Annotated in this window: 20 protein-coding genes, 1 other RNA gene and 2 pseudogenes; 11 read left to right on the top strand and 12 right to left on the bottom strand. The window is 63.7% G+C overall.

Going from position 1 to position 22,080, the window contains the following annotated elements; translation table 11 throughout:
* Position 1: 1 nt before the first annotated feature.
* The 9 genes and pseudogenes from hflC to XH88_RS16700 all read right to left on the bottom strand — a co-directional run bounded on the left by hflC (position 2) and on the right by XH88_RS16700 (position 7,720).
* Positions 2-898 carry a protease modulator HflC gene (gene hflC / locus XH88_RS16740; protein WP_271669392.1) on the bottom strand — a complete coding sequence of 299 codons (897 nt, stop codon included), beginning with the start codon at positions 896-898 and terminating at the stop codon, positions 2-4.
* A complete protein-coding gene (gene hflK, locus XH88_RS16735) occupies positions 895-2,031 on the bottom strand; it encodes an FtsH protease activity modulator HflK (RefSeq protein ID WP_271669391.1) in 1,137 nt (378 codons plus the stop codon). Before hflK ends, hflC begins: the two co-directional genes overlap by 4 nt.
* 160 nt (positions 2,032-2,191) lie before the next feature.
* Positions 2,192-2,707 carry a dihydrofolate reductase gene (locus tag XH88_RS16730; RefSeq protein WP_271669390.1) on the bottom strand — a complete coding sequence of 172 codons (516 nt, stop codon included), beginning with the start codon at positions 2,705-2,707 and terminating at the stop codon, positions 2,192-2,194.
* Positions 2,707-3,192 (bottom strand): GNAT family N-acetyltransferase, encoded by a 486-nt coding sequence (locus tag XH88_RS16725; protein WP_271669389.1) that lies wholly within the window; start codon positions 3,190-3,192, stop codon positions 2,707-2,709. The genes XH88_RS16730 and XH88_RS16725 overlap by 1 nt, the downstream gene beginning before the upstream one ends.
* 5 nt (positions 3,193-3,197) lie before the next feature.
* Positions 3,198-3,992, bottom strand: coding sequence for a thymidylate synthase (locus XH88_RS16720; RefSeq protein WP_271669388.1), 795 nt, complete (start codon positions 3,990-3,992; stop codon positions 3,198-3,200).
* A 210-nt stretch (positions 3,993-4,202) separates the two neighbouring features.
* Complete coding sequence (locus XH88_RS16715) at positions 4,203-5,717, bottom strand: tripartite tricarboxylate transporter permease (RefSeq protein WP_271669387.1); 1,515 nt, start codon at positions 5,715-5,717, stop codon at positions 4,203-4,205.
* 7 nt (positions 5,718-5,724) lie between these two features.
* Positions 5,725-6,486 (bottom strand): tripartite tricarboxylate transporter TctB family protein, encoded by a 762-nt coding sequence (locus XH88_RS16710; protein WP_271669386.1) that lies wholly within the window; start codon positions 6,484-6,486, stop codon positions 5,725-5,727.
* A gap of 94 nt (positions 6,487-6,580) precedes the next feature.
* Positions 6,581-7,110 (bottom strand): annotated as a pseudogene (locus XH88_RS16705) (chromate transporter).
* Positions 7,107-7,720: pseudogene (locus tag XH88_RS16700) on the bottom strand (chromate transporter). Before XH88_RS16700 ends, XH88_RS16705 begins: the two co-directional pseudogenes overlap by 4 nt.
* Before the next feature lie 96 nt (positions 7,721-7,816).
* On the opposite strand from XH88_RS16700, the gene ssrA reads away from it, so the two are divergent.
* The 10 genes from ssrA to XH88_RS16650 all read left to right on the top strand — a co-directional run bounded on the left by ssrA (position 7,817) and on the right by XH88_RS16650 (position 14,968).
* Positions 7,817-8,183, top strand: a transfer-messenger RNA (tmRNA) gene (ssrA, locus tag XH88_RS16695).
* A gap of 115 nt (positions 8,184-8,298) precedes the next feature.
* Positions 8,299-8,817: an SspB family protein gene (locus tag XH88_RS16690; protein WP_271669385.1), complete on the top strand. Its 519-nt coding sequence runs from the start codon at positions 8,299-8,301 to the stop codon at positions 8,815-8,817.
* Between the two features lie 89 nt (positions 8,818-8,906).
* Positions 8,907-10,337, top strand: a complete 1,431-nt coding sequence (gene fumC / locus XH88_RS16685) for a class II fumarate hydratase (protein ID WP_271669384.1) — start codon at positions 8,907-8,909, stop codon at positions 10,335-10,337.
* Positions 10,338-10,617: 280 nt separating this feature from the next.
* The gene (locus XH88_RS16680; RefSeq protein ID WP_271669383.1) at positions 10,618-10,806 is read left to right on the top strand and encodes a DUF4169 family protein; all 189 of its coding nucleotides are present in this window, start codon (positions 10,618-10,620) and stop codon (positions 10,804-10,806) included.
* Positions 10,803-11,057, top strand: a complete 255-nt coding sequence (locus XH88_RS16675; RefSeq protein ID WP_254141780.1) for a ribbon-helix-helix domain-containing protein — start codon at positions 10,803-10,805, stop codon at positions 11,055-11,057. The genes XH88_RS16680 and XH88_RS16675 overlap by 4 nt, the downstream gene beginning before the upstream one ends.
* Positions 11,058-11,170: 113 nt before the next feature.
* A complete protein-coding gene (locus tag XH88_RS16670; RefSeq protein ID WP_271669382.1) occupies positions 11,171-11,446 on the top strand; it encodes a FeoA family protein in 276 nt (91 codons plus the stop codon).
* 23 nt (positions 11,447-11,469) lie between these two features.
* The gene (gene feoB, locus XH88_RS16665; protein WP_271669381.1) at positions 11,470-13,341 is read left to right on the top strand and encodes a ferrous iron transporter B; all 1,872 of its coding nucleotides are present in this window, start codon (positions 11,470-11,472) and stop codon (positions 13,339-13,341) included.
* 216 nt (positions 13,342-13,557) lie between these two features.
* Entirely contained in the window at positions 13,558-14,061 is a 504-nt protein-coding gene (locus XH88_RS16660; protein WP_271670365.1) for a GNAT family N-acetyltransferase, read from the top strand.
* Positions 14,062-14,253: 192 nt separating this feature from the next.
* On the top strand, positions 14,254-14,484 hold the full coding sequence (locus XH88_RS16655; protein ID WP_271669380.1) for a hypothetical protein: 231 nt from the start codon (positions 14,254-14,256) through the stop codon (positions 14,482-14,484).
* A 121-nt stretch (positions 14,485-14,605) separates the two neighbouring features.
* A complete protein-coding gene (locus XH88_RS16650) occupies positions 14,606-14,968 on the top strand; it encodes a hypothetical protein (protein WP_271669379.1) in 363 nt (120 codons plus the stop codon).
* A gap of 154 nt (positions 14,969-15,122) precedes the next feature.
* Here XH88_RS16650 and XH88_RS16645 read toward each other — a convergent pair whose 3' ends face one another.
* Together XH88_RS16645 and XH88_RS16640 are read right to left on the bottom strand one after the other, a co-directional pair.
* Positions 15,123-15,659, bottom strand: a complete 537-nt coding sequence (locus XH88_RS16645; RefSeq protein WP_271669378.1) for a sterol desaturase family protein — start codon at positions 15,657-15,659, stop codon at positions 15,123-15,125.
* The gene (locus XH88_RS16640; protein ID WP_271669377.1) at positions 15,650-19,024 is read right to left on the bottom strand and encodes an AAA family ATPase; all 3,375 of its coding nucleotides are present in this window, start codon (positions 19,022-19,024) and stop codon (positions 15,650-15,652) included. The genes XH88_RS16645 and XH88_RS16640 overlap by 10 nt, the downstream gene beginning before the upstream one ends.
* A gap of 160 nt (positions 19,025-19,184) precedes the next feature.
* On the opposite strand from XH88_RS16640, the gene XH88_RS16635 reads away from it, so the two are divergent.
* Positions 19,185-20,024, top strand: coding sequence for a class I SAM-dependent methyltransferase (locus XH88_RS16635; RefSeq protein WP_271669376.1), 840 nt, complete (start codon positions 19,185-19,187; stop codon positions 20,022-20,024).
* A gap of 9 nt (positions 20,025-20,033) precedes the next feature.
* On the opposite strand, the gene XH88_RS16630 is transcribed toward XH88_RS16635, so the two are convergent.
* Positions 20,034-21,653: a di-heme-cytochrome C peroxidase gene (locus XH88_RS16630; RefSeq protein ID WP_271669375.1), complete on the bottom strand. Its 1,620-nt coding sequence runs from the start codon at positions 21,651-21,653 to the stop codon at positions 20,034-20,036.
* Positions 21,654-22,080 lie beyond the last annotated feature (427 nt).

Raw genomic sequence — 22,080 nt, 5'->3', positions numbered from 1 at the left:
CTTACGGTTTCGCCGGCGTCTCGGCTGGCGTCTTGCCGGACGGGTTACCAAAATACCGGAAGAAATCCGAGTCCGGCCGCAGCAGGTAGCGGGTGTCGTCTTTCTTTAGCCCGTTCTCATAGGCGGTCATGGACCGGTAGAAAGCGAAGAAGTCAGCATCCTTGCCATAGGCTTCCGCGAACAGGCGGTTGCGCTCGGCATCGCCGACGCCGCGCGTCTGTTCGGCCTGAGAGTTCGCGTCGGCGATAATCACAGTCACATCGCGGTCGGCCTTGGAGCGGATTTCCTGCGCCTTCTGGCCACCCTGCGCGCGGAACTCGGCCGCTTCGCGCTGGCGCTCGGACTTCATCCGGTCGTACACCGCCTGACTGTTCTGCTCCGGCAGGTCGGCGCGGCGAATGCGGACGTCGACCACTTCGATGCCGTAACCGTCGGCCTCGCGGTCGAGTTGGTCGCGGATGCGCCCCATCAGCTTCTCGCGCTCATCACGCACCACCGTAATGAAATTGACCTCACCCAGCACGCGACGGAGAGCCGCGTTCAACAGCGAGGTGAGCTGGAGGTTGGCCGCCTGGATCGAGCCGACGCTCTGATAGAAGCGCAGCGCGTCCTTGATGCGGTAGCGGGCAAAGGCATCGACCACGAGCCGCTTCTGGTCGGAGGCAATCACCTCCTGCGACGGGTTCTCGAGATCGAGAATCCGCTTGTCTATGTTGATCACCGAGTTCCAGGGCGCCTTGAAGTGCAGCCCGGGATCGGTGACGACATCCACCGGCTTACCGAATTGCAGCACGATGGTCTGCTCGGTCTGCTGCACCGTGAACAGCGACATGTAGCCGACGATCACGACCAGAAGCGCCGCAAGCAGCGCGACGATGCCTGTAACCGGAGACCTCATCGGGTACCTCCGCTCGGCTGCTGGCCGGTCATCGTGGGCTTCTTGGCCGACAATTCATTGAGCGGCAGATAGGGCACGACGCCCTGGCCCGATGAACTTCCGTCATAAATCAGCTTGTCTGAGCCGCCGAGCACGCGCTCCATCGTCTCCAGATAGATCCGTTCACGCGTCACGTCGGGCGCCTTCTTGTATTCCTCGTACACTTTCAGGAAGCGCGCGCTCTGGCCCTTGGCCTCGGCCACCGCCTGCTCCTTGTAGCCTTCGGCGTCTTGCAGGATCTTGGCAGCGCGGCCGCGGGCTTCCGGGACGACCTTGTTGGCATAGGTCTGCGCCTCGTTCTGCAACTGCTCGAGATTGGCGCGGGCCGCCTGCACGTCGCGGAACGCATCGATCACCTGCGCCGGCGGATCGACCTTCTGCATCTGCACCTGGGTGATCTGGATGCCGGCGCCGTAGCCGTCGAGTGTCTTCTGCATCAAATCCTGCACGGTGGTCTCGGTCTGCGTCCGCGCCCCGGTCAGGATCGGCTGGATGTTGGAACGGCCGATCACCTCGCGCATCGCGCTTTCGGCGACCGCCTTCACGGTGCCTTCGGGATTCTGGATGTTGAACAGGAAGTTGCCGACGCCGTTGGGCTTGATGCGCCACAACACGGTGAAGTCGACGTCGACGATGTTCTCGTCGCCGGTCAGCATCAGGCTCTCTTCCGGCACGTCACGGATCGAGCGGCCGCGCCGGGCCGGATCATCGATCAAAGTCATGCCGATGGAAATGGTGGAGACGCGCAGGGCTTTCGGGAGCAGCACGGTCTCGATCGGATAGGGCAGATGGTAGTTCAAGCCGGGGTCGACGGTGCGCACATGCTTGCCGAACCGCAAGACGACGCCCTGCTCTTCGGACTGCACCCGGAAGAAGCCCGACAGCAGCCAGAGCGCGACGATGATCAGCAGGATCAGCGTGATGCCGACGCCGGAGAAATAGCCGCCCGGCATGATCTGCTGGAGCCGGTCCTGGCCGCGCCGCAGAAGGTCCTCCAGATCCGGCGGCCTCGGCCCGACCGGTTGCGGGCCTGTGCCCCATGGTCCTTTCGGACCCGAGCCCCACGGACCACCGCCCTGATTCTTCCACGGCATTCGACGCTCTCCTCGGCAGACCGGGACTAGAACTTCAGCCGGCCCGCATTGTCCGGTCCGGCTTTATAGGGGACCGAAAGGACCCTTACAACGCAAGCCTGACCGCCCTCCGAGCTAAGCTTGGGGGTAGAAAAGTCAATGTTAACATTGGCGAATGCAGTTAATGGGAGGGCCGCCGACGATATGTCACATAGGAGAAGTCGGCGCTGTCGTCCGGCCCGGCCGGATGGCGGACGCGCTCCGTCTCGTCCCATTGCGCCTTGTCGATGTCGAAATGCGTGTCGCCGTCGGGCCGCGCATGCACTTCGGTGATTTCGAGGCGATCGGCGCGGTCGAGCCATTGCCGGTAGATTTCTGCCCCGCCGATCACCGCGATCTCGGCGACCGAACGCCGCAGGGCATCGCCGCGCGCAACCGAAGCTGCGTCCGCCGACGATGTCGTGACGATGGCTCCGGCGGCGCGATAGTCCGCATCGCGCGTGATGACGATGTTGGTGCGGTTCGGAAGCGGCCGGCGCCCGGGCAGGGATTCGAAGGTCTTGCGGCCCATGATCACCGGCTTGCCGATGGTGAGCGCCTTGAAGCGCGCCATATCGGATTTCAACCGCCAGGGGATCGCATTACCGGCGCCGATGACGCCGTTCTCCGCGACCGCCACGACGAACACGATCTCCATCAGGACGCACTCCCCGCAAGCCGCGTCAATGCTGAACCACTCACGCGGCACAGCGTCCAGTCATCCATCATCACGGCACCGAGCGATTTGTAGAACGCGATCGAGGGCGCGTTCCAGTCGAGCACCGCCCATTGCAGGCGCGGCCAGCCATTGTCGACGCATTCCTTGGCCAGATAGACCAGCAGCGCCTTGCCGAGACCCTTGCCGCGGTGCGACGGCCGCACGTACAAGTCTTCGAGATAGATGCCGTAGCGGCCGCTGAAGGTGGAGAAATTCAGGAACCACACCGCGAAACCGACCGGCTCGCCGTCCCAGCAGGCGATCGCACAATACAGCCTGGGATCGCTGCCGAACAACGCATCTGCAATATCAGCTTCGCTCGCCTCGACTTCATGCGAGAGCTTTTCGTACGCGGCAAGCTCGCGGACGAAATCAAGGACGAGCCCGGCTTCGCCAGAACGTGCGCGGCGGATGTTCAACGCCATGCGCGTCAGACCGCGACGTCCGCCTTGATGTGCGGATGCGGATCGTAACCGACGAGTTCGAAATCCTCATAGCGGAAGGAGAAGATGTCCTTCACACCAGGGTTGATCCGCATCACCGGCAACGCGCGCGGCGCGCGGGTGAGCTGGAGCCGCGCCTGTTCCAGATGATTGGAATAGAGATGGGTGTCGCCGAACGAATGCACGAAATCGCCGGGCTTCAGGCCAGTGACCTGCGCGACCATCATGGTGAGCAGAGCGTATGAAGCAATGTTGAAGGGCACGCCGAGGAACACGTCGGCCGAGCGCTGATAGAGCTGGCACGACAGCTTGCCGTTGGCGACGTAGAACTGGAACAGGCAATGGCAAGGCGGCAGCGCCATCTTGTCGACCTCGGCCGGGTTCCAGGCCGAGACGATCAGTCGGCGCGAGTCCGGATTGCGCTTGATCATGTCGATAACGTTGGCGATCTGGTCGATGCTGCGTCCGTCCGGCGCCGGCCAGGAGCGCCATTGATGGCCGTAGACCGGACCGAGATCACCGTTCGCATCGGCCCACTCATCCCAGATGGTGACGCCGTTATCGCGCAGATATTTGATGTTGGTGTCGCCCTTCAGGAACCACAGGAGCTCATGGACGATTGCCTTCAGCGGCAGCCGCTTGGTCGTCAACATCGGGAAGCCGGCGGACAGATTGAAGCGCATCTGATGGCCGAACACCGACAGAGTGCCGGTGCCGGTCCGATCGGTCTTCTCGGCGCCGTCTGAAAGAATCCGCTCGAGCAGGTCCTGATATTGGTGCATGTGCCAATGAGCCCTTGGGGAGGCGGCGAACTTAACGGCCACCCCCGCACTGCGACAGCGGCGATTCGCTGCCTCCCTCGATTATACCCGGAAAAGTGAGAGCTCCCGACGCAAACGGCAAGGGGCGGAACTCGCGTCCCGCCCCTTTCCTATCGCGTTGAAAATACTAGCCAAGTTGCTTTGGGCCACGGCGCGCGATGCAACGCACGCTCAGTTCTCGGATTCGGTGAACACCTCATCGCGCTTGGCGCGCAGCATCGGCAGCAGCGTCAGCACCAGCAGGAAGGCCGCGATCGCGAGCAACACCGCCGAGAGCGGTCGCGTCAGGAATACGCTCCAGTCACCGCGCGAGATCAGCAGCGCGCGCCGCAGGTTCTCTTCCATCAGCGGTCCGAGCACCATGCCGAGCAGCAGCGGCGCCGGCTCGAAATCGTGCTTGATCAGCCAGTAGCCGACCAGACCGAACACGCCGGCGAGGATGACGTCGACCGGTGCGTTGTTCACCGAGTAGATGCCGATCGCGCAGAAGATCACGATCGAGGGGAACATCAGCCGGTACGGAACGCGCAGCAGGCGGACCCAGATTCCGACCAGCGGCAGGTTGATGATGATCAGCATCAGATTGCCGATCCACATCGAGGCGATCATGCCCCAAACCAGGTCCGGCTGCTTCTGCATCACCTGCGGGCCCGGCACGATGCCATGAATGGTCATCGCCCCCACCATCAGCGCCATCACCGCATTCGGCGGGATGCCGAGGGTGAGCAGCGGGATGAAAGAGGTCTGTGCTGCGGCATTGTTGGCACTTTCCGGTGCCGCTACGCCCTCGATCGCACCGCGGCCGAACCGCGACGGATTCTTGGCGAGCTTCTTCTCGAGCGTGTAGGCCGCGAACGAGGCGATCACCGCGCCGCCGCCCGGCAGGATGCCGAGGATCGAGCCGAGCACGGTGCCGCGTCCGATGGCGGGCGCCGAGTCGATCAGATCCTTCCTCGTCGGCATCAGACCGGTGATCTTCTGCTGCACGAGATCGCGGTTCATCTCGGCGCCGGCGTCGAGATTGCGGATGATCTCGGCAAAGCCGAACACGCCCATCGCCACCGTCGCGAATCCGAGACCGTCGGCAAGCTCCGGAATGTTGAAGGCCATGCGCGAGGCACCGGTCTCGATGTCCGAGCCCACCATCGACAGCAGCAGGCCGAACACGATCATCGCGATCGCCTTCAGCACCGAACCCTTGGCAAGCACGACCGCGAAGATCAGGCCGAGCACCATCAGCGAGAAGTATTCCGCCGGACCAAACGCGAGCGCCAACTTGGTCAGCGGCGCGCCGAGCACTGCGATGAGCACGGTCGCGACGCAGCCGGCGAAGAAGGAGCCGATCGCGGCGATCGCCAGCGCCGGGCCAGCACGGCCCTGCTTGGCCATCGCATGGCCGTCGATGGCGGTGACGACCGATGTCGCTTCGCCTGGGATGTTCACAAGGATCGAGGTGGTCGAGCCGCCATACTGGGCACCATAATAGATGCCGGCGAGCATGATCAGCGCACCGACCGGCGGCAGTCCGAAGGTGATCGGCAGCAGCATCGCGACGGTGGCGATTGTGCCGATGCCCGGCAGCACGCCGACCAGCGTGCCGACGAGCGCGCCGATCAGGCACATCAGAAGGTTGATCGGAGAGAAAGCGACGGCGAAACCGTGAGCGAGGTTGGCAAAGAGCTCCATGACAGCCTCACTGAGCCAGGAAACGCGGAAACATCGGCATCGGCAAACCGAGCACGTAGGGGAAGAGCAGCGCGCAGCCGACCGTCAGACAGATGCCGACGAGGGCGGCCTCCAGCCAGCGTGTCTCATGCGATCCGAGCGCGGCGATCATGAAGCTGACGAACGCCGAGACCACGAGGCCAAGCGGGCGGATCGCCAGAGCGAAGAACAAGATCGCGCACATCACGAACAGCGGCCCGCGCCAGGAGTAATGTGCGAGCGCCGGCCCCTCGTTCAAAAGGCCGGTCAAGGCGATGCCGGCGGACAACGCCACGAGCAGTCCGCCGAACATGCGCGGTGCGGTGCCTGCACCGAAGGAGAAGCCGCGCATGCCCTGCAAATCGCTTGAGGCCCATAGCGCGAACAGCGCAAGCGCCATCAGGATGACGCCGCCGATATAGTCCTGGCCCGACCTGATCGTCATGAACAGCGTGACGATCGCGACCGCAAACAGCGGATAGGAATAGATCAGCGCCAGCAGAACGTCCGAGGACGTCTTCTTGGTCTCACCGCCGACTGCGCCGAGCAGTGCGGCGGGACCACCGACAACCAGCGCCGTCGCGTGGCTGATCAGGACCGTGGCCGGACCGCGTCCGGCACCCCAGCCAAAGAGGGTCCCGATCGACCAGATGAATTCGAAAATCTGCGGCGCGAGCGCCAATAGGCAGAAGCCGAGCGCCACCGAGGTGTTTCGGCTGGCCGCCGCTGAGTGGCCCATCGCATCGGCCATGCTTGTCTCCTCCGCGACCCGCAAGTCACGAGCACTGTTGTTCTAAATCGGCTGGAACTGGATACCCGCCCGGATCACTGCGTAGCGATTTTCGTCACACAATGCCAGCAAAACCCAACAGACCTCTTGCGAGCAGAAGCCACAAGGATTAACGCGCGAGATCGAGGCGATCAGCGCAACCATCACGATCAGAACCAGCGCACCAATGGTGCGATCTGTCGACTGGGCCAGGATCAGAGCGCTGGCTGCCATCAATCCGAATCGAGAGCGGAACCAGTGCAGCCTGAATCAGGCCAGGCCAGCGGGACTGGCTCGGCCGGTTCAACAGACGGCTGACACAATAGGCAAGCAGCGCAGTCGGCAGACACATCGCCAGCGTTGCCGCCAGCGCGCCAGCAATGCCGGCCACGGCATAGCCAATTAACGTGACGATAAGTACGTTCGGACCGGCGAGAGTTGCGCGATCGCATAGGCGTCGGTGAACTGCTTGTCGGTCATCCAGTGGTGCACATCCACGGCGATGCGATGCATCTCCGGCACAGCAGCCGCTGCGCCGCCAACCGCAAACAACGACATCAGACCAAAGGTGGATATCAGCGCCCAGATCGGCTTCTCGGTGATCATACTGCTACTTTCCGTCGCACTCCATAGGTGACGCCGATGCTGAGCGGGATCGCGACCAGCAGCACCGCCTGCAGCGGCAGGCGCAGTACGCCGATGGCCAGGAACACGCCCAGCATCAAGATGAGCACGACGATGTCCCTTCGCTTGAGCAGCTGGCGTCATCATCCGGAAGACAACCGCGATCAGGAGGCCAACCGCGGTGCAGGAGACGCCCGCAAGACTACGACGCAGCACCTCCACGTCGCCGAACCGGGGCGTAGATGATCGCAAGCACGGTCATGATCAGCGTCGGCGGCAGCAACAGGCCGGTGAAGGCGGCAATGCCGCCGGCGATACCCCGCAGCCGCGATCCGAACACCATCAACAAATTTACGATGTTGGGCCCCGGCAGGAATTGGCAGAGCGCAAAACTCTCGTTGAATTCGTCCGCCGTCATCCAGCGGCGCTGCTCCACGATGGCGTGCCGGGCAAAGACCAGGACACCGCCAAACCCGGCCAGCGACATCCGAGCAAAGGCCAGGAACAGGGCGAGCAGGCCGGGCGAGGCGGCGGCCGCCACATCTGGCCCGTGATCCGGCTCCTGGACGGCCGGTGCTGAATCCGGGGACATGTCAGGAGCTTAGAACGCGGCCCGCGATGCGTCCAAGACCGGGCCTTCCACCATCCCCGACCTATCCAAAGGGAACCGTGCGTTACCCACTCGAAACCTCTGTTTTTTGAAACCTTTGCCCCCTATATTGGGGATGCCGGTTCGCCGGCTATGGAAATAAACGGTCGTCGCAATAAACCATTCGGACCCGGGGGCGGTACCCGGCGCCTCCACCAAAGCCCACCAATGGCAGACCCTGGAAGGGGGCTTTGGCGGGGGCGAAATAGGATCGACGAGGGCGTAAAGGGCGTACTTTTTCCCGGTATTGTTCCGCCGTTATCGGGCTACTGCAATAGTTGCCAACGACAACTTTGCTCCGGTTGCTCAGGCTGCGTAACGCAGTTTGAAAGACCACTTTAAAGTCCTAACGGGTTAAGCTCCGTTAGGCGGGGTTCGGAGGCACCTGGCAACAGAAGCCTCCACTTTGCTTTTTATTTCCTCCCCGGCGGGGACTCCTGCTGACCCGTCAGGCGCGGTACTATTGCAGCTTGCCGAGTCGGGCCGGCAGGGCCCGTCTCCTGGAATGCAACAGGACCACCATGGCGACCGATCATATCCGATACGATGTGCTGGCCCGCGACGCGCTGCGCGGCGTGCTGCGCAAAGTGCTGACCGATGCCGCAGCCCATGGCCTGCCGGGCGAGCATCATTTCTTCATCACCTTCGTATCGAAGGCCGAGGGCGTGAAGCTGTCGCCGCGGCTGCTGGCCCAATATCCGGAAGAGATGACGATCATCCTCCAGCATCAGTTCTGGGACCTGACCGTGCTCGATGATCGTTTCGAGGTCGGCCTGTCCTTTGGCGGCATTCCCGAACGGCTGGTCGTTCCGTTCAGCGCCATCAAGAGCTTCCTCGACCCGTCCGTGAAATTCGGCCTCCAGTTCGACACCTCGGATGTCGCCGAGGTCGCGGACGAGAATTTGCCGACGACCCCTGCCCCGTCTGCCGTCGCAGTGCCTGCGCCGGCGACTGAAGCCGTAGCGACCGCGGACGAGCCGACTCCGCCGAACCAGGGCGGCGCCGAAGTCGTTCGGCTCGACCGATTCCGCAAGAAATGATCTAGGTTGGGCGCGAAGGCATCGCGGCCGACCAAACTGCCTGTATAGAGAAGCATATCAAAAAGCCGCGCGGCGTTTCGTGCGGCAGAATGGATGTGCTCATGGCCAAAACCGCCCGCCCCCCGCGCAGCTCCGCAACCCGTATCGAGACCGACAGCTTTGGTCCCATCGAGGTCCCTGCCGATCGCTATTGGGGAGCGCAGACCGAACGCTCGCGGCAGAATTTCCGCATCGGCACGGACCGCATGCCGATCTCGCTCGTGCACGCGCTCGGCATCGTCAAGCTTGCGGCCGCACAGTCCAATCTCGAGCTCGGCCTGCTCGACAAGCGCCGCGCTGGCGCCATCATCCGCGCCGCGCACGAGGTGATCGAGGGCAAGCTCGACGATCACTTTCCACTGGTGGTGTGGCAGACCGGCTCGGGCACCCAGACCAACATGAACCTCAACGAGGTCATCGCCAACCGCGCCAACGAGCTGCTCGGCGGCGAGCTCGGTGCCAAGAAGCCGGTGCATCCCAACGACCACGTCAACATGAGCCAGTCGTCGAACGACTCCTTCCCCACGGCAATGCATATCGCGGCCGCAAGCCGCATCACCGCCGATCTCGTTCCCGCTCTCGGCGAGCTGCACCGCGCGCTGCGCAAGAAGGAGAAGGAGTTTGCTGACATCGTGAAGATCGGCCGCACCCACACCCAGGATGCGACGCCGCTGACGCTCGGCCAGGAATTTTCCGGCTATGCCGCCCAGGTCGAAAGCGGCATCGCGCGACTGAAGGTCGCGGTGAAGGACCTCTATCCGCTGGCGCAGGGCGGCACCGCCGTCGGCACCGGCCTCAACTCCAAGCCGCGCTTCGCCAAGCTGTTCGCCAAGCACGTCGCCAAGATCGCGAGGCTGCCCTTTACCAGCGCCGCCAACAAATTCGAGGCGCTGGCATCGAACGACGCCTATGTGCTGGCGCACGGCGCCATCAATTCCGTCGCGACGGGCCTGTTCAAGATCGCCAACGACATCCGCCTGCTCGGATCGGGCCCACGCTCGGGCCTCGGCGAGTTGATCCTGCCGGAGAACGAGCCGGGCTCATCGATCATGCCGGGCAAGGTCAATCCGACGCAATGCGAAGCGATGACCATGGTGTGCTGCCAGGTGTTCGGCAATCACACCGCGATCACGGTCGCCGGCAGCCAGGGCCATTTCGAGCTCAACGTCTACAAGCCCGTTCTCGCCTACAACATGCTGCACTCGATCCGCCTGATGGCGGACGCCGCGCGCTCCTTCACCGAACACTGCGTCAGCGGCATCCGCGCCGACCAGAAGCACATCAAGGAGCTGATGGAGCGCTCGCTGATGCTGGTGACTGCGCTGGCGCCGAAGATCGGCTACGACAATGCAGCCAAGGTCGCCAAGACCGCGCATGCCAACGGCACCACGCTGAAGGAGGAGGCGCTGCGGCTCGGCTTCGTCTCCGCCGGAGAATTCGACCGCCTGGTGCAGCCGGAAAAGATGACGCGGCCCGGATAAAATTCCGAATTCCGATAGTCATCCGTAATGATACGGAGCCCCAAAAGCTCATAATTATAAGGTTTAGAGGACAGGATTTGATTACCGTCAAAGTGGCGGCCGGGGCGCGTGCTACGCAAAGCCCCTCTGCCCCTTGACGGGGCGAATTCATCGTTTGATGGCCCTGAGGCCGATTGACGAGGACGAGCTAATGACGATCAAGTCTTGTGGGGTGCAACGCGGCACCCAGTTTCTGAATGTTTCATCCTGCCTGGAAAGGATCGGATGATGGAGACGCGGCATGGGGAACGTCATCAACCTGAATCGTTTCAGGAAGCGCGCCGAGCGGGAAGCCTCGGCGAAGCAGGCGGGCGCCAACCGAACGAAGTTCGGCCGCACGAAGGCCGAGCGATCGGCGGAGGAGAAGCAGGCGGACCAGGCGAAGGCGCATCTGGACCAGCATCGGATCGATCGCGAGGACCAGCCATGAAGTCGCCCGTCGTGAAGCGTTCGATCGTGGTCGCCGGCCACAAGACGAGCGTCAGCCTGGAAGAGGCGTTCTGGAACGGCATGAAGGAGATCTCGGGCCTGCGCAACATGACGCTGTCCGAGCTCGTCGGCGAGATCGACGGCGCGCGCCAGCAGGGCAATTTGTCCTCGGCGATCCGGCTGTTCGTGCTCGATTACTTCAAGAGCCGCGCCATGGCCGCCATGCAGCCGGAAAAGGTCCCGGCGCAGTAGCGCCGGGGCGCGCCGCCCACGGCTTCGTGATCTGCACTTTAAAATCACTCTAAGGTGCAGTTTCAGCAGGGGTGCGCGCTTGACCTCCATGCCCTGCATTGAAAATACAGGGCATGACCGAGACCCATGACATGCGCCGCGAGATGCCGCTGGGCCTGGCCCAGCGCGGCTATACCGGCGTCATTCAACACCTGTCCGCCAAGGATGCGGGATCGGCGCTCTCGGACATCGAGCTTGAGAGCCGGCTGATCGAACTCGGCTTCGTCGAGGGCGCCCGGGTCGAGGTCCTGCACGAGGGGCTGGTCAGGCGCGATCCGATCGCCGTGCGGGTCGACAACATCACCATCGCGGTGCGCCGCCGCGAGGCCATGGCCATCATCGTCGCCTGACATCGCGGCCGGATATTTGATCCATGGAATTACCTCTTCTGCATCTCGCCCTGGTAGGCACGCCAAACAGCGGCAAGACGTCGCTGTTCAATGCTCTGACCGGCAGCCGGCAGAAGGTCGCGAACTATCCTGGCGTCACCGTCGAGCGCAAGGAAGGTTTTTTCGTCACGCCCCTGGGACGCCAGGTCTCGGTCGTCGACTTGCCCGGCACCTATTCCCTGCGCGGCCGCAGCCCGGACGAGGAGATCACCCGCGACTTCGTGCTCGGCAAAGCCTCCGGCGAGATCCTGCCCGATCTCGTGCTGTGCGTGGCCGATTCCACCAATCTGCGGCTGACCATCCGCCTGCTGCTGGAGCTGAAGCGCACCGGCCGGCCGATGATCCTCGTGCTCAACATGTTCGACATCGCGAGCCGCCGCGGCGTCTCGGTCGACGTCAACAGGCTCGCCAAGGAGCTCGGCGTGCCCGTCGTCACCTCGATCGCGGTGCGCAAGGGCGGCACGGCCGATCTGCTGGCACTGACCGACGAGATCTCGGCCAAGATCCCCGCTGAGCCTTCCGAGAACACCTGGCGCGCGCTCAGCGTCGCCGAGCTGCGCGCCGCCCAGCGCGAGGCCGACCGCATCATCGCCGATTGCGTCAGCCTGCCTGCTAGGCCCGACACGCTGACCTCGCGCATCGATGCCGTGGTGCTGCATCCGGTCGGCGGGCTGATCGTGCTCGCGGCGATCCTGTTCGTGATGTTCCAGGCGGTGTTCGCCTGGGCGCAGCCGCTGATGGAGCTGCTGCAATCGGGCTTCGATGCGCTCGGCGACTTCGTGCATGCCACCCTGCCCGCCGGCCTGCTGCAGAGCTTCCTTCAGAACGGCGTGATCTCGGGCGTCGGCAGCGTCATCGTGTTCCTGCCGCAGATCATCATCATCTTCCTCTTCATCCTGCTGCTGGAAGATTTCGGCTACATGGCGCGCGCCGCGTTCCTGATGGACCGCATCATGGGCGGCGCCGGCCTGCACGGCCGCGCCTTCATTCCGCTGCTGTCGAGCTTTGCCTGCGCCATTCCCGGCATCATGGCGACGCGCGTGATCGACAACAAGCGCGACCGGCTGACCACGATCCTGATCGCGCCGCTGATGACCTGCTCGGCGCGCATTCCGGTCTACACGCTGATCATCTCGGCCTTCATTCCGGCCAAGGATATCGGGGGCTTCATCAACTTGCAGGGCCTCGTGATGTTCGGCCTCTACGCGGCCGGCATCACCAGCGCGCTCGTGGTCTCGTTCCTGATCAAGTTCTTCATGCTGCGCGACTATGCGCCGGCGCCGTTCATGCTGGAGCTGCCGGACTACAAGGTGCCCAGGCTGAAATCGATTGCGATCGGCATCTACACCCGCGCAAAAATGTTCCTGCAGCGCGCCGGCACCACGATCTTCTCGATGATGGTGCTGATCTGGTTCCTGGCCTCGTTCCCGCAACCGCCGGCGGGCACGACCGAGCCGGCCATCGATTTCAGCCTCGCCGCCATCATCGGCAAGGCGATCGCGCCCCTGCTCGCCCCGGTCGGCTTCAACTGGCAGATCGCGGTCGCGCTGATCCCGGGCATGGCGGCGCGCGAGGTCGCGGTCGCAGCGCTCGGCACCGTCTATGCGATCGAGGGCGGCAAGGAAGCGGCCGAGCAGATCGGTCAGGTGCTGGCAACCAAATGGTCGCTCGCCACCGCCCTGTCGATGCTGGCCTGGTACATCTTCGCCCCGCAATGCGCCTCCACGCTCGCCGTCATCAGGCGCGAGACCGGAAGCTGGACCTGGATGGCCGTGACCTTCAGCTATATGCTGGTGCTGGCCTACGCGGCGAGCCTTTTGACCTACAATGTCGCGGTCGCGCTCGGGGCCGGCTAACCTCTCTCGAAACCAAAATAGCGAAAACAACCCCATGCACAGTAGACGGGGGCTGTGAGATCAAGGGTTTAGCATCCGCAAAATCCATGCGACGCTGACCCCGCACGTCAAACTTCGGAAAATCCGTTGACCCGTCGGGCAAAACACTGGCATGATGGCATCATCAACGCTTGCGGCATCAAGATCGCAACCAGTTCCAACGCGGCCACCGTGTTCATCGATCACTTCAGCACCGACAGACTCGCCGCCGAGCGGCTTCGCGGTGAGCACCTCGCCGATCTCACCGCGCTCCACCTCGATCCCGAAGTCTCCCGCTTTCTCGGCGGCGTGCGCTCGGCGGAGACGACGAAAACCTACCTCGCGACCAACATGGCCCATTGGGACCAGCACGGTTATGGGCTGTGGGCGTTGCGCACGAAAGACGGCACGTTTGCCGGACGCGCGGGCATCCGGCACATCCTCGTTGACGGCATCGACGAGATAGAGATTGCCTACACGTTCAAGCGTGATCTCTGGGGCCGAGGCCTTGCCGGCGAGATCGCGAGCGCGCTGACGGAGATCGGGCTGTCGCGGCTGGCGTTATCCTCGCTCATCGGTCTCGTCTCTGTCGAACATGGCGCCTCGCGCCGGGTGTTGGAAAAGGCCAACTATCTGTTCGAGAAGACCACGACTCACCATGGCGAAGCTGTCGTGATCTACCGCACCCGGCGGTCATGCTGAATGCCGGCGACTGACAACGTCATGAGCGCGGAAGCGACACCAGTGTTCCAGATGCCCGGTAAAACTCGCGTTATCCTTCTCGCTACGGAACGCCTGAAACCTGAACATCCATTCAAGAAAGTTTCTTGCCCGTTCCAGAAACAGGCCAGCGCCGCAGCAGTTGACTCCCCGACAATGCGGAAGGAGGAACAAATGAGAAAGCTGATTTACGCTCTTGCAGCGGTCACGACACTAGCCATCGGTGCCCCGACGATCGCCAATGCGGCCGGCTTCGGCGTTTATATCGGCGGAGATGACTATTATGGCCCCCGCGCACGCATCTATGAACATGACCGCGGCTGGCATCATGGCTGGTACTATCACGACCGCGACTACGACCGCGGCATCGTGATCCGCCGCCATCACTGGGATTACGACGATTAGTCGGACCAGCACCGTCAGACAAGGAGGCCTCGCTTCGGCGGGGCCTTTTTGTATCGGACACAGAACGCATCCCACCCGGATTTGAATGGCTTTCCCGCCATCGACTGTCTATGGTCTATCCATGTCGCACCTTCTGTGTCTCTTTGTTGCTGCCATTCTGTCGCTGCTGCCGGTCACCGCGCCGGCCGCGTCCGCCCACAGGAAGCCCGCGCAAGCCTGGCACGGCTACGGCTTCCTGCCGGGCTATCGCCAGCCGCTGAGCAACAGCCAACCGCTCTATGCACAGAAGAACGGGTTTCGGCGTTACGCGCGCGAGAACCAGCGTCCCTGGTATATCGATCCCGTGCCGGTCTATTACCGCTACTTCAACGGCGAATGGCATTATTTCGGCCGGCCCGGCTTCGGCGGCCCCCGCTACAATGGCGGCAGCTTCGGTCCGTGCTGGACGCGAACACCGATCGGCGCGATCTGGAATTGCGGTTGATTCGCAGGCCCGCTTTGTAGGGTGGGCAAAGGCGCAGTTGCGCCGTGCCCACGAATCCGGCGCTGCGGTGGAACGTCGTGGGCACGCTCCGCTTTGCCCGCCCTACGATGGCTACGGCCAATCGTCCCATCGCGCCTCAATCAAGCTGGGCCCGCTATTCCGGACAATACGTTCCGAATACGCGGTCCCACATGCTGGTGACCACGCCGAAATTGCACGGCGTCTTGCCGTAGTGATGGCGGGTGTGACGGCGCTTCAGGCGCCAGAGATAGCCGCCGCGCTTCAGGCTATAATGGTGAATGATGTGGTGAAGCGCACCGAAATAGATGTAGCCTAGCATCAGTCCCGCCGTGACAGTGCAGGCGGATCCGAACCCGACCAGCAGCCAGACCGGCAGCAGCGACCCCAGGCAGATCGAGCCCAGGCTCAGCCACAGCGGCGAGCCCACCAGCGCGCGCGGATCGGCGTGGTGCATGTCGTGCAGGGCGGCGAGCCAGGCCGGTCCATGCAGGGCGAAGCGGTGAATGACATATTCGGCAAGGCTCCAGAGCAACAGCCCGCACGCGAAGCCGATCGCCGCTTCGCCCCAGCGCAGCGGCTCCTTCAGCAGCAGCGCGACCGCAACCAGCGCAGCGCTTGCGAGGGGGTAGAATACGAAATCGGCAAAGTACAAGAAGGTTTTCAGTCGCATGGGATTGCGCATGGGCTTGTCTGGCTGGACCGCTCCATGGCCGCCCGTGCTTCAAGAATCTCCGGCAATTCCCCTGCATCATCGAACAGCCCGATCACCGGATCGAGCACGCTCCGCGCCTGCGCATCCGTTCCGCTCGCCCGATAAAGTCTCGCAAGCGAGAGCGCGGCACGCAGTTCGAACATCGCGGTCCGCTGCGCCCGCGCGGTCTCGATGGCCTTGGTGAAGGCCCTCTCCGCGGCGACGATATCGATGGGATCCTTGCGCAGCAGCAGCTCGCCACGCCGCCGCTGCATCTCCGGGGTGAACCACTCCTGTCCCGTCCGCTCCACCTCGACGAGCTGTTCGTCGAGGATCGCGAGCGCCTCGTCGAACCGGCCTTGATCAGCCTTTGCCTCTGCAAGCAGCGTCCAGGTCAAGGGCACGTAAAGTCCCGTCGCCATCTTTCCGACCAGCGGCAGCGCGATGGACTCCTCCATTTCCTGAAGCCCCGCCGCCGGCTCGCCGAGATGGCAGCGGATCCATCCGTTCCAGAACTTGCCGGCCCGCGTGTAGAGCAGAAGGCCGTGCTCGCGGCTGAGCTCGATGACGGCATCGACATGGGGCCTCGCGCCCTCAGGGTTGCCCCGCATGGCCTCGAGCACGACCTTATGGAAATGCGCGTAGACCATCGTCGCGATATGGCCGCTGTCGGCGGCGCGGCGGATCGCCTCCTGCGCCAGCTGCTCGACACGATCGACTTCGCCGAGCGGCCACAGCACCAGCGTGAGGTAGATCGCCGCCGCGATTCCGTAATCGTGGCCGTACAGAAACGCGAGATTGCGGTCGTGCTCATCGCGGTAGATCGTGAGCGCCTGCTCCAGATGCTGCCTGGCCTCGACGAAATTGCCCTCGAACCAGCGCGTCATGCCGCAGACGCGATGGGCGATCCCCGCCTCCGGCGCGTCCGGCCGGTCGGCGGTATCGTGCAGGAACGCCTGCGCGAGCTCCTGCATGGATCCGAGCTCGCTGCGCACCAGGCTTCCGACCCACAGGCCGTAAGTGGCGGCGAACCGTTCGGGTGCGCCCTTGAGCCCGGAGGCAAGTTCGCGCGCGCGGGCGAAAGCTACCGACGTCTCCGGCGCGCCGTAGCCGCGCGTGGCGATCAGCGCGTTACCATAGGCGATCTGCAACTGCAGCCGGCGGCTCTGCCCCGCCGGACTTTCAGTCAGCCCTTCTGCAAGGCCGATGGCCTTGGTCAGATGCGCGATCGCTTCGGGATAGGCTGAGCTGCGCAAGGATCGATCCCCGGCCTTGCCCCACCATTCGACGGCGTCCTCGACGAGACCGGCCTGCGTGAAGTGATGCGCGGCGATTTCGGGCGCCGTGGCGGCGGTCTCCGGGAACTTCTCCTGGAGTGCAGCCGCGATCCGCTCGTGCAATCGCCGCCGGCTGCTTCTGAGCAAGCTCTCGTAAGCGATGTCCTGCACCAGCGCATGCTTGAACGTATAGACCCCCTCGCCCGCGGACCTGTTGCGGAAGACCAGCTCGGCGCCTTCGAGCTGGGCAAGCCGGGCGTGGAGCTCGGCATCGTCCTTGTCGGCGATTGCGCGCAGCAGCTCGCCCGAGAACTCGCGGCCGATGACGGCGCAAATCTGCGCCACCTCCTTCGCAGGACCGAGGCGGTCGAGCCGCGCCATCAGCGAATCCTGCAGCGTCGTGGGGATCGGCAGGCCGCCGGCGATCCGGTAGCGGCCGCCAGCCCCTTTTTCGAGGACGCCCAGCTCGAGCACGGTGCGCGTCAGCTCCTCGACGAACAGCGGAATGCCGTCGGTTCGCGCCGCGATCTGCATGACCAGCTCGGATGGAACCGCGCGGCTTCCGATCACGTCGGCGATCATGCGCTGGACGTCGCTCTCCTTGAGCCGCCCGAGCTCCAGCGTCGTCAAATTCGCCGGGCCCATCCATGGCAGCGTGAAGTCGTCGCGGAACGTCAGGACGAGCAGCAGGCGAAGCTGGTCGGCCAGCCTGACCGCAAGCTGGAGCAGCTCGAGCGAGGTCGCATCCGCCCAGTGCAGGTCCTCGACGATGCAGACCACCGGCGCCTCGGCGCTGAGGCGCTGCAAGCGCTGGATCAACGCGGCAAGCGTGTTGCGCCGCAATTGCTGCGGCGTCCAGTCCAGCGGCGGATAGCGTCCGTCAGGGACGATCGACAGGAGATCGGCAAACAGCGGCACCAGAGCCGGCGTCTTCAGGTCGCTGCGCCCAAGCAGCGCTTCGAGCTTGCGCAGCCGTTGCGCGTTGCCGTCGCCGGCACCGATCTTGGCCGCGCGCTGGAGCTGCGTGATGACGGGATAGAGCGCGCTGGCGCGATGATGCGGCGAGCATTGATAGCGCAGCCGGATGTGCGGCTCCGCGCCGATCCGCTCGTTGAGGAAATGCTCTGCCAGCCGCGACTTGCCGATGCCCGGTTCGCCCGAGATCAGCACGACCTGGCCCTGGCCGCGCCAGGCCCGCTGCTTGCACTCGGCGAGGCGCGCGAGCTCGTGCTCGCGGCCGACGAAGCCCGCGAGGCCTGCGGAACGATAGGCTTCGAAGCGGCTCGAAAGTGGTGACGGACGGTCCACCGCCCAGATCTCGACCGGATCACTGAATCCCTTGACCGCGCGCGTGCCGAGCTCGCGCAGCTGGAACAGATTGCCGAGCAGCCGGCGCGTCGAGGCCGCGATGACGACGGAGCCGGATTCGGCAAAGGCCTGCATTCGCGCGGCAAGGTTCGGCGTCTCGCCGATCACCTCGAGCCGGCTGGAGGCGCCCTTTGCGATAAGATCGCCGACGACGACGAGGCCGGTAGCGATGCCGATCCGCACCTCCAGCTGCAACTCCGGCTGGATGTCGATGGCCCGGACGGCGGCGGTGATCTCGAGGCCGGCGCGGACTGCGCGCTCGGCATCGTCCTCATGCGCGGCCGGATAGCCGAAGTACGACAGAATGCCGTCGCCCACCAGGCGCGAGACGATGCCGTCATAGCTCGCGATGACCGCCGTCGCGGCCTCACGATAGGCTTGCAGGATCTCGCGCATCTCCTCGGGATCGAACTGCTGCGATAGCGCGGTCGAGCCGACGAGATCGCAGAACATGATCGTGAGTTGGCGGCGTTCGGCACCGGCATCGATCTCAGGAGCGACGAAACGCGCTTTCGGAACGTCCAGCTCGGCAATCGAACGCAGCAGCCGGCGCCGGTGCCCGAGAACCACGCCCATGGTCGCGAGATCGCGATCCGTAATCTCGGAAAGAATATCGAAATCAATGCCGTGGTCGGAAAAGGACTTCAGGTATTGAGGGAGGCCGACCTTCTCCAACCAGGCAGCAACCTGCCCAGTCATCACGCGGGTCCAGCATTATCTCTACTAAACCTAAGATACATCCCCCGTCGGAATGAAGTCAATCGTGGCAGGCAAGCGTCGCCAATGTTGACGCATCGAAAGCACTGGCCCATGCTTGATGGTGGAAGCGTTGCCCCTTTTCGCGTGAGAGTATTCATTCGTGAAGCAGGATCCGTCTCCGTCAGCGGCAAGTCCGATACATCAGGCCGTCGTAAAACTGTTCTATTCGCGCGCCGCGCGCCAACTTTTTACCAACGCCTGGTATTCCCTGCTCAGCAACCTCGACAGGGACGCCGCCATCCGATTCCTCAACTACGGCTATGCCTCGCTGAACGGCGAGCAAGTCGAGCTGCAGGCGGTCGACGAAGGGGATCGCTATGCGATCCAGCTCTACCATCACGTCGCGTCGGGGGCTGCGATCGCCGGCAAGGACGTGCTGGAGGTCGGATGCGGCCGCGGCGGCGGTGCGTCCTACATCGCGCGCTATCTCCACCCGAAGAGCTACATCGGGCTCGACATCTGCAAGCCGGCGATCCGCTTCAACAAGGCGCGCTATGCCGACCAGGGCAACCTCGCATTCCGCGTCGGCGACGCGCTCAGCCTGCCATTCGCGGACGAGAGTTTCGACGTCGTGGTCAACGTCGAGAGCGCACAGCATTATGGCGACATGGGACGCTTTCTGGACGAAGTCCACCGTGTGCTGAGACCCGGCGGCGCGTTCCTGATGGCGTGTTTCGAAGACCGGTCGAAGGACGTTTATCCGCGCGAGTCCCTGGGGAAGTCGCGCTTGCGCCTCGTGCGCGAGGACGACATCACCGCCAATGTCGCGCGCGCGCTGGAGCTGGACGGTGCGCGACGGACGGCGCTGGCGGACGAGATCGTGCCGCGGGTGCTGCTCGGCGTCTCGCACGAATTCGCAGGCATTCCAGGCACGCAATTGCATGCCTCCTTCGCGAACGGCACCTGCCCCTATTACAGCTTCACCTGCCGCAAGGACTGACCCTTCCGCTCACAGCGTCTTGAGATATTCGATCAGCGCCTTGCGGTCGTCCTCGGTCAGATCAGTTCCGTAAACGTGCCCGGCATTCGAATTGCCGCGGATGGTGGTGTCGAATTTGAATGCGCCGAGGGTCTCGCTGGCCATCGCATATCCGACGTTGACCGGATCGAACTCCCAATTGCCGACAAAGAATGTCTTCGGCCGCTGCTCCGGCGGAAGCAGGAGATCATGGAGCGACGGAACCGAACCGTTGTGCAGATAGGGCGCCATCGCCCAGACGCCGTTGAGAGGCCTTGCGCGGTACTTGAGCTCGCCGCGGTACTCATTGGGACGTCCGCAATTGATCGCCGCCGCGGCCGCCGCGTTGTCCCTGGATTTGGCGATCCATTGATCGGCGATTTTGCCGGTGACGATCTGTGCGGCCTCGTAGTTGGCAATATCGTCCGGTCCACCGATCTTCGACAGCGTGACTCTGCGCTCGGCGAACGTCGTCGCCTGCGCGGGATCGGTGCCGATCTCCTTGAGATCGTACGTCCGGATCTGAATCTCGTCACAAGCCCCGGGAGCCGCTGCCGCGGGAGCGGAATCGTGGCAGTTCGCGCACGCCCTTGCGTACAGCGACGCGCCGACTGAGGCCAGCTTCGCGTCAGGCGCATTGAAGATCTTGTCCGGCCAGCGCGGCGATCGCAGATCCATTAGCGCCCGCTGCCCCCAGATCACGTTGTCTATGTCGACCGCATGCGTCACCTGGTTCGTGATCATCGTGGCGTCATGCCTGATCGGCGCCTGGACGCCGAGCGCCTCTATCAGGTTGCGCGTCAGCGGCTGGCGGATGGAAGCATTGTAGAGCACCCAGCTGAACCGCGGCGTATCCCACAGCGGCGGATATCTCACCGGCGCGGTCCGAGGCGCATAATTCCTGGCCTCGTTCATCGGATAGGCAAGCAGCTGGTTCAGCCCTTCTCCATGCGCGTCCAATCTGCCGGCCCCCGCGGATGTCTCCGGGTTCTGCGGATCCGGCGGAAACGATGGGAGTGCCGCAAAGCATCCCAACGCCGCTCCCACTTCGGGGAGCGGATGCTGCACACGTGCGACAAAGCGCGCGAAGGCTTGCTCGTCGGTCTTGAGCGTTTGCAGAGCCCCGAAAAGCTGATTGGTCAGGCCAGCGATGTCGAGATGAGACGGCCCGCCCTCGATGCGGATCTGCTGGCCGCGGTAGCTCGCTTGCCCGGTGTGACAGCCCGCGCAGCCCAATCCGAGCCAATTGCCCTTCCAGCACCTGTGCTTGGCATCAGGGAAATCGACCTGCGTCTCGTAAAGTCCGATGGGAAGCCCGTCCGGATTGCTGGTCGGGTCCGCAGGATCAGCGAGGAAGCCGAGCCGCTGCAAGTTCGCGGGCGCACTGATCAGCTCGGTCTGCCCGGGCTGCTGACCCGGCTGCTCGAGCCCAAGAAACCATTCATACGGGAAGATCGCCGTGCCCTGCGAGATGAAGTGCCAGCGCTTGGCGGTCTCAGGGCTCCAGCCCTGCGGATAGCCCGACGGCGCCTTATCTTCCGCGGCCGCGAAAATGAAAACGCCGAGAAGGGTCATGACGGCAAGCAATGCTACGCGCACATTGAATTTCATGTTCGGCTCCAATGCTGTGAAGCGCTCAATACGGACTTCCAGCCGGCCCCCAGTGCCGCGATCAATCAGCGCGGTCTCGCGTCCGGCACCTGCAAGCAATGACGTCAATGCGTTCGCTGTGCAGGCAATCGGCAATCTCGCAGCTCTGATGCGGCTGCGCGCCCTGCACCGGAAGCCTTTCAATCATCTTCAAGCAAATGACAACCGCGACTCGCAGAGGGCCGCGTCCCGAGCGCATGCAGAATAGCCCGTAGGCACGTCCGTCCGCGTGAAACAGATCACAACGAAGGCACGCCGCCCCCTCGCGACCGCTCCAGCCCCATTGCCTGCCGGCACCTACCGGTGCCTGCAAGTAAAGGCTACATCATATCATAAATTATCGCAAAGGTAGAGAAGAGGTCGGCATATGGCCGCGACCGGGACGGGC

The organism is Bradyrhizobium sp. CCBAU 51627 (assembly GCF_028128765.1).
GTDB lineage: Bacteria > Pseudomonadota > Alphaproteobacteria > Rhizobiales > Xanthobacteraceae > Bradyrhizobium.
Note: the sequence above shows the minus strand (reverse complement) of the source record. Positions and strands in the feature narration are given on the sequence as shown.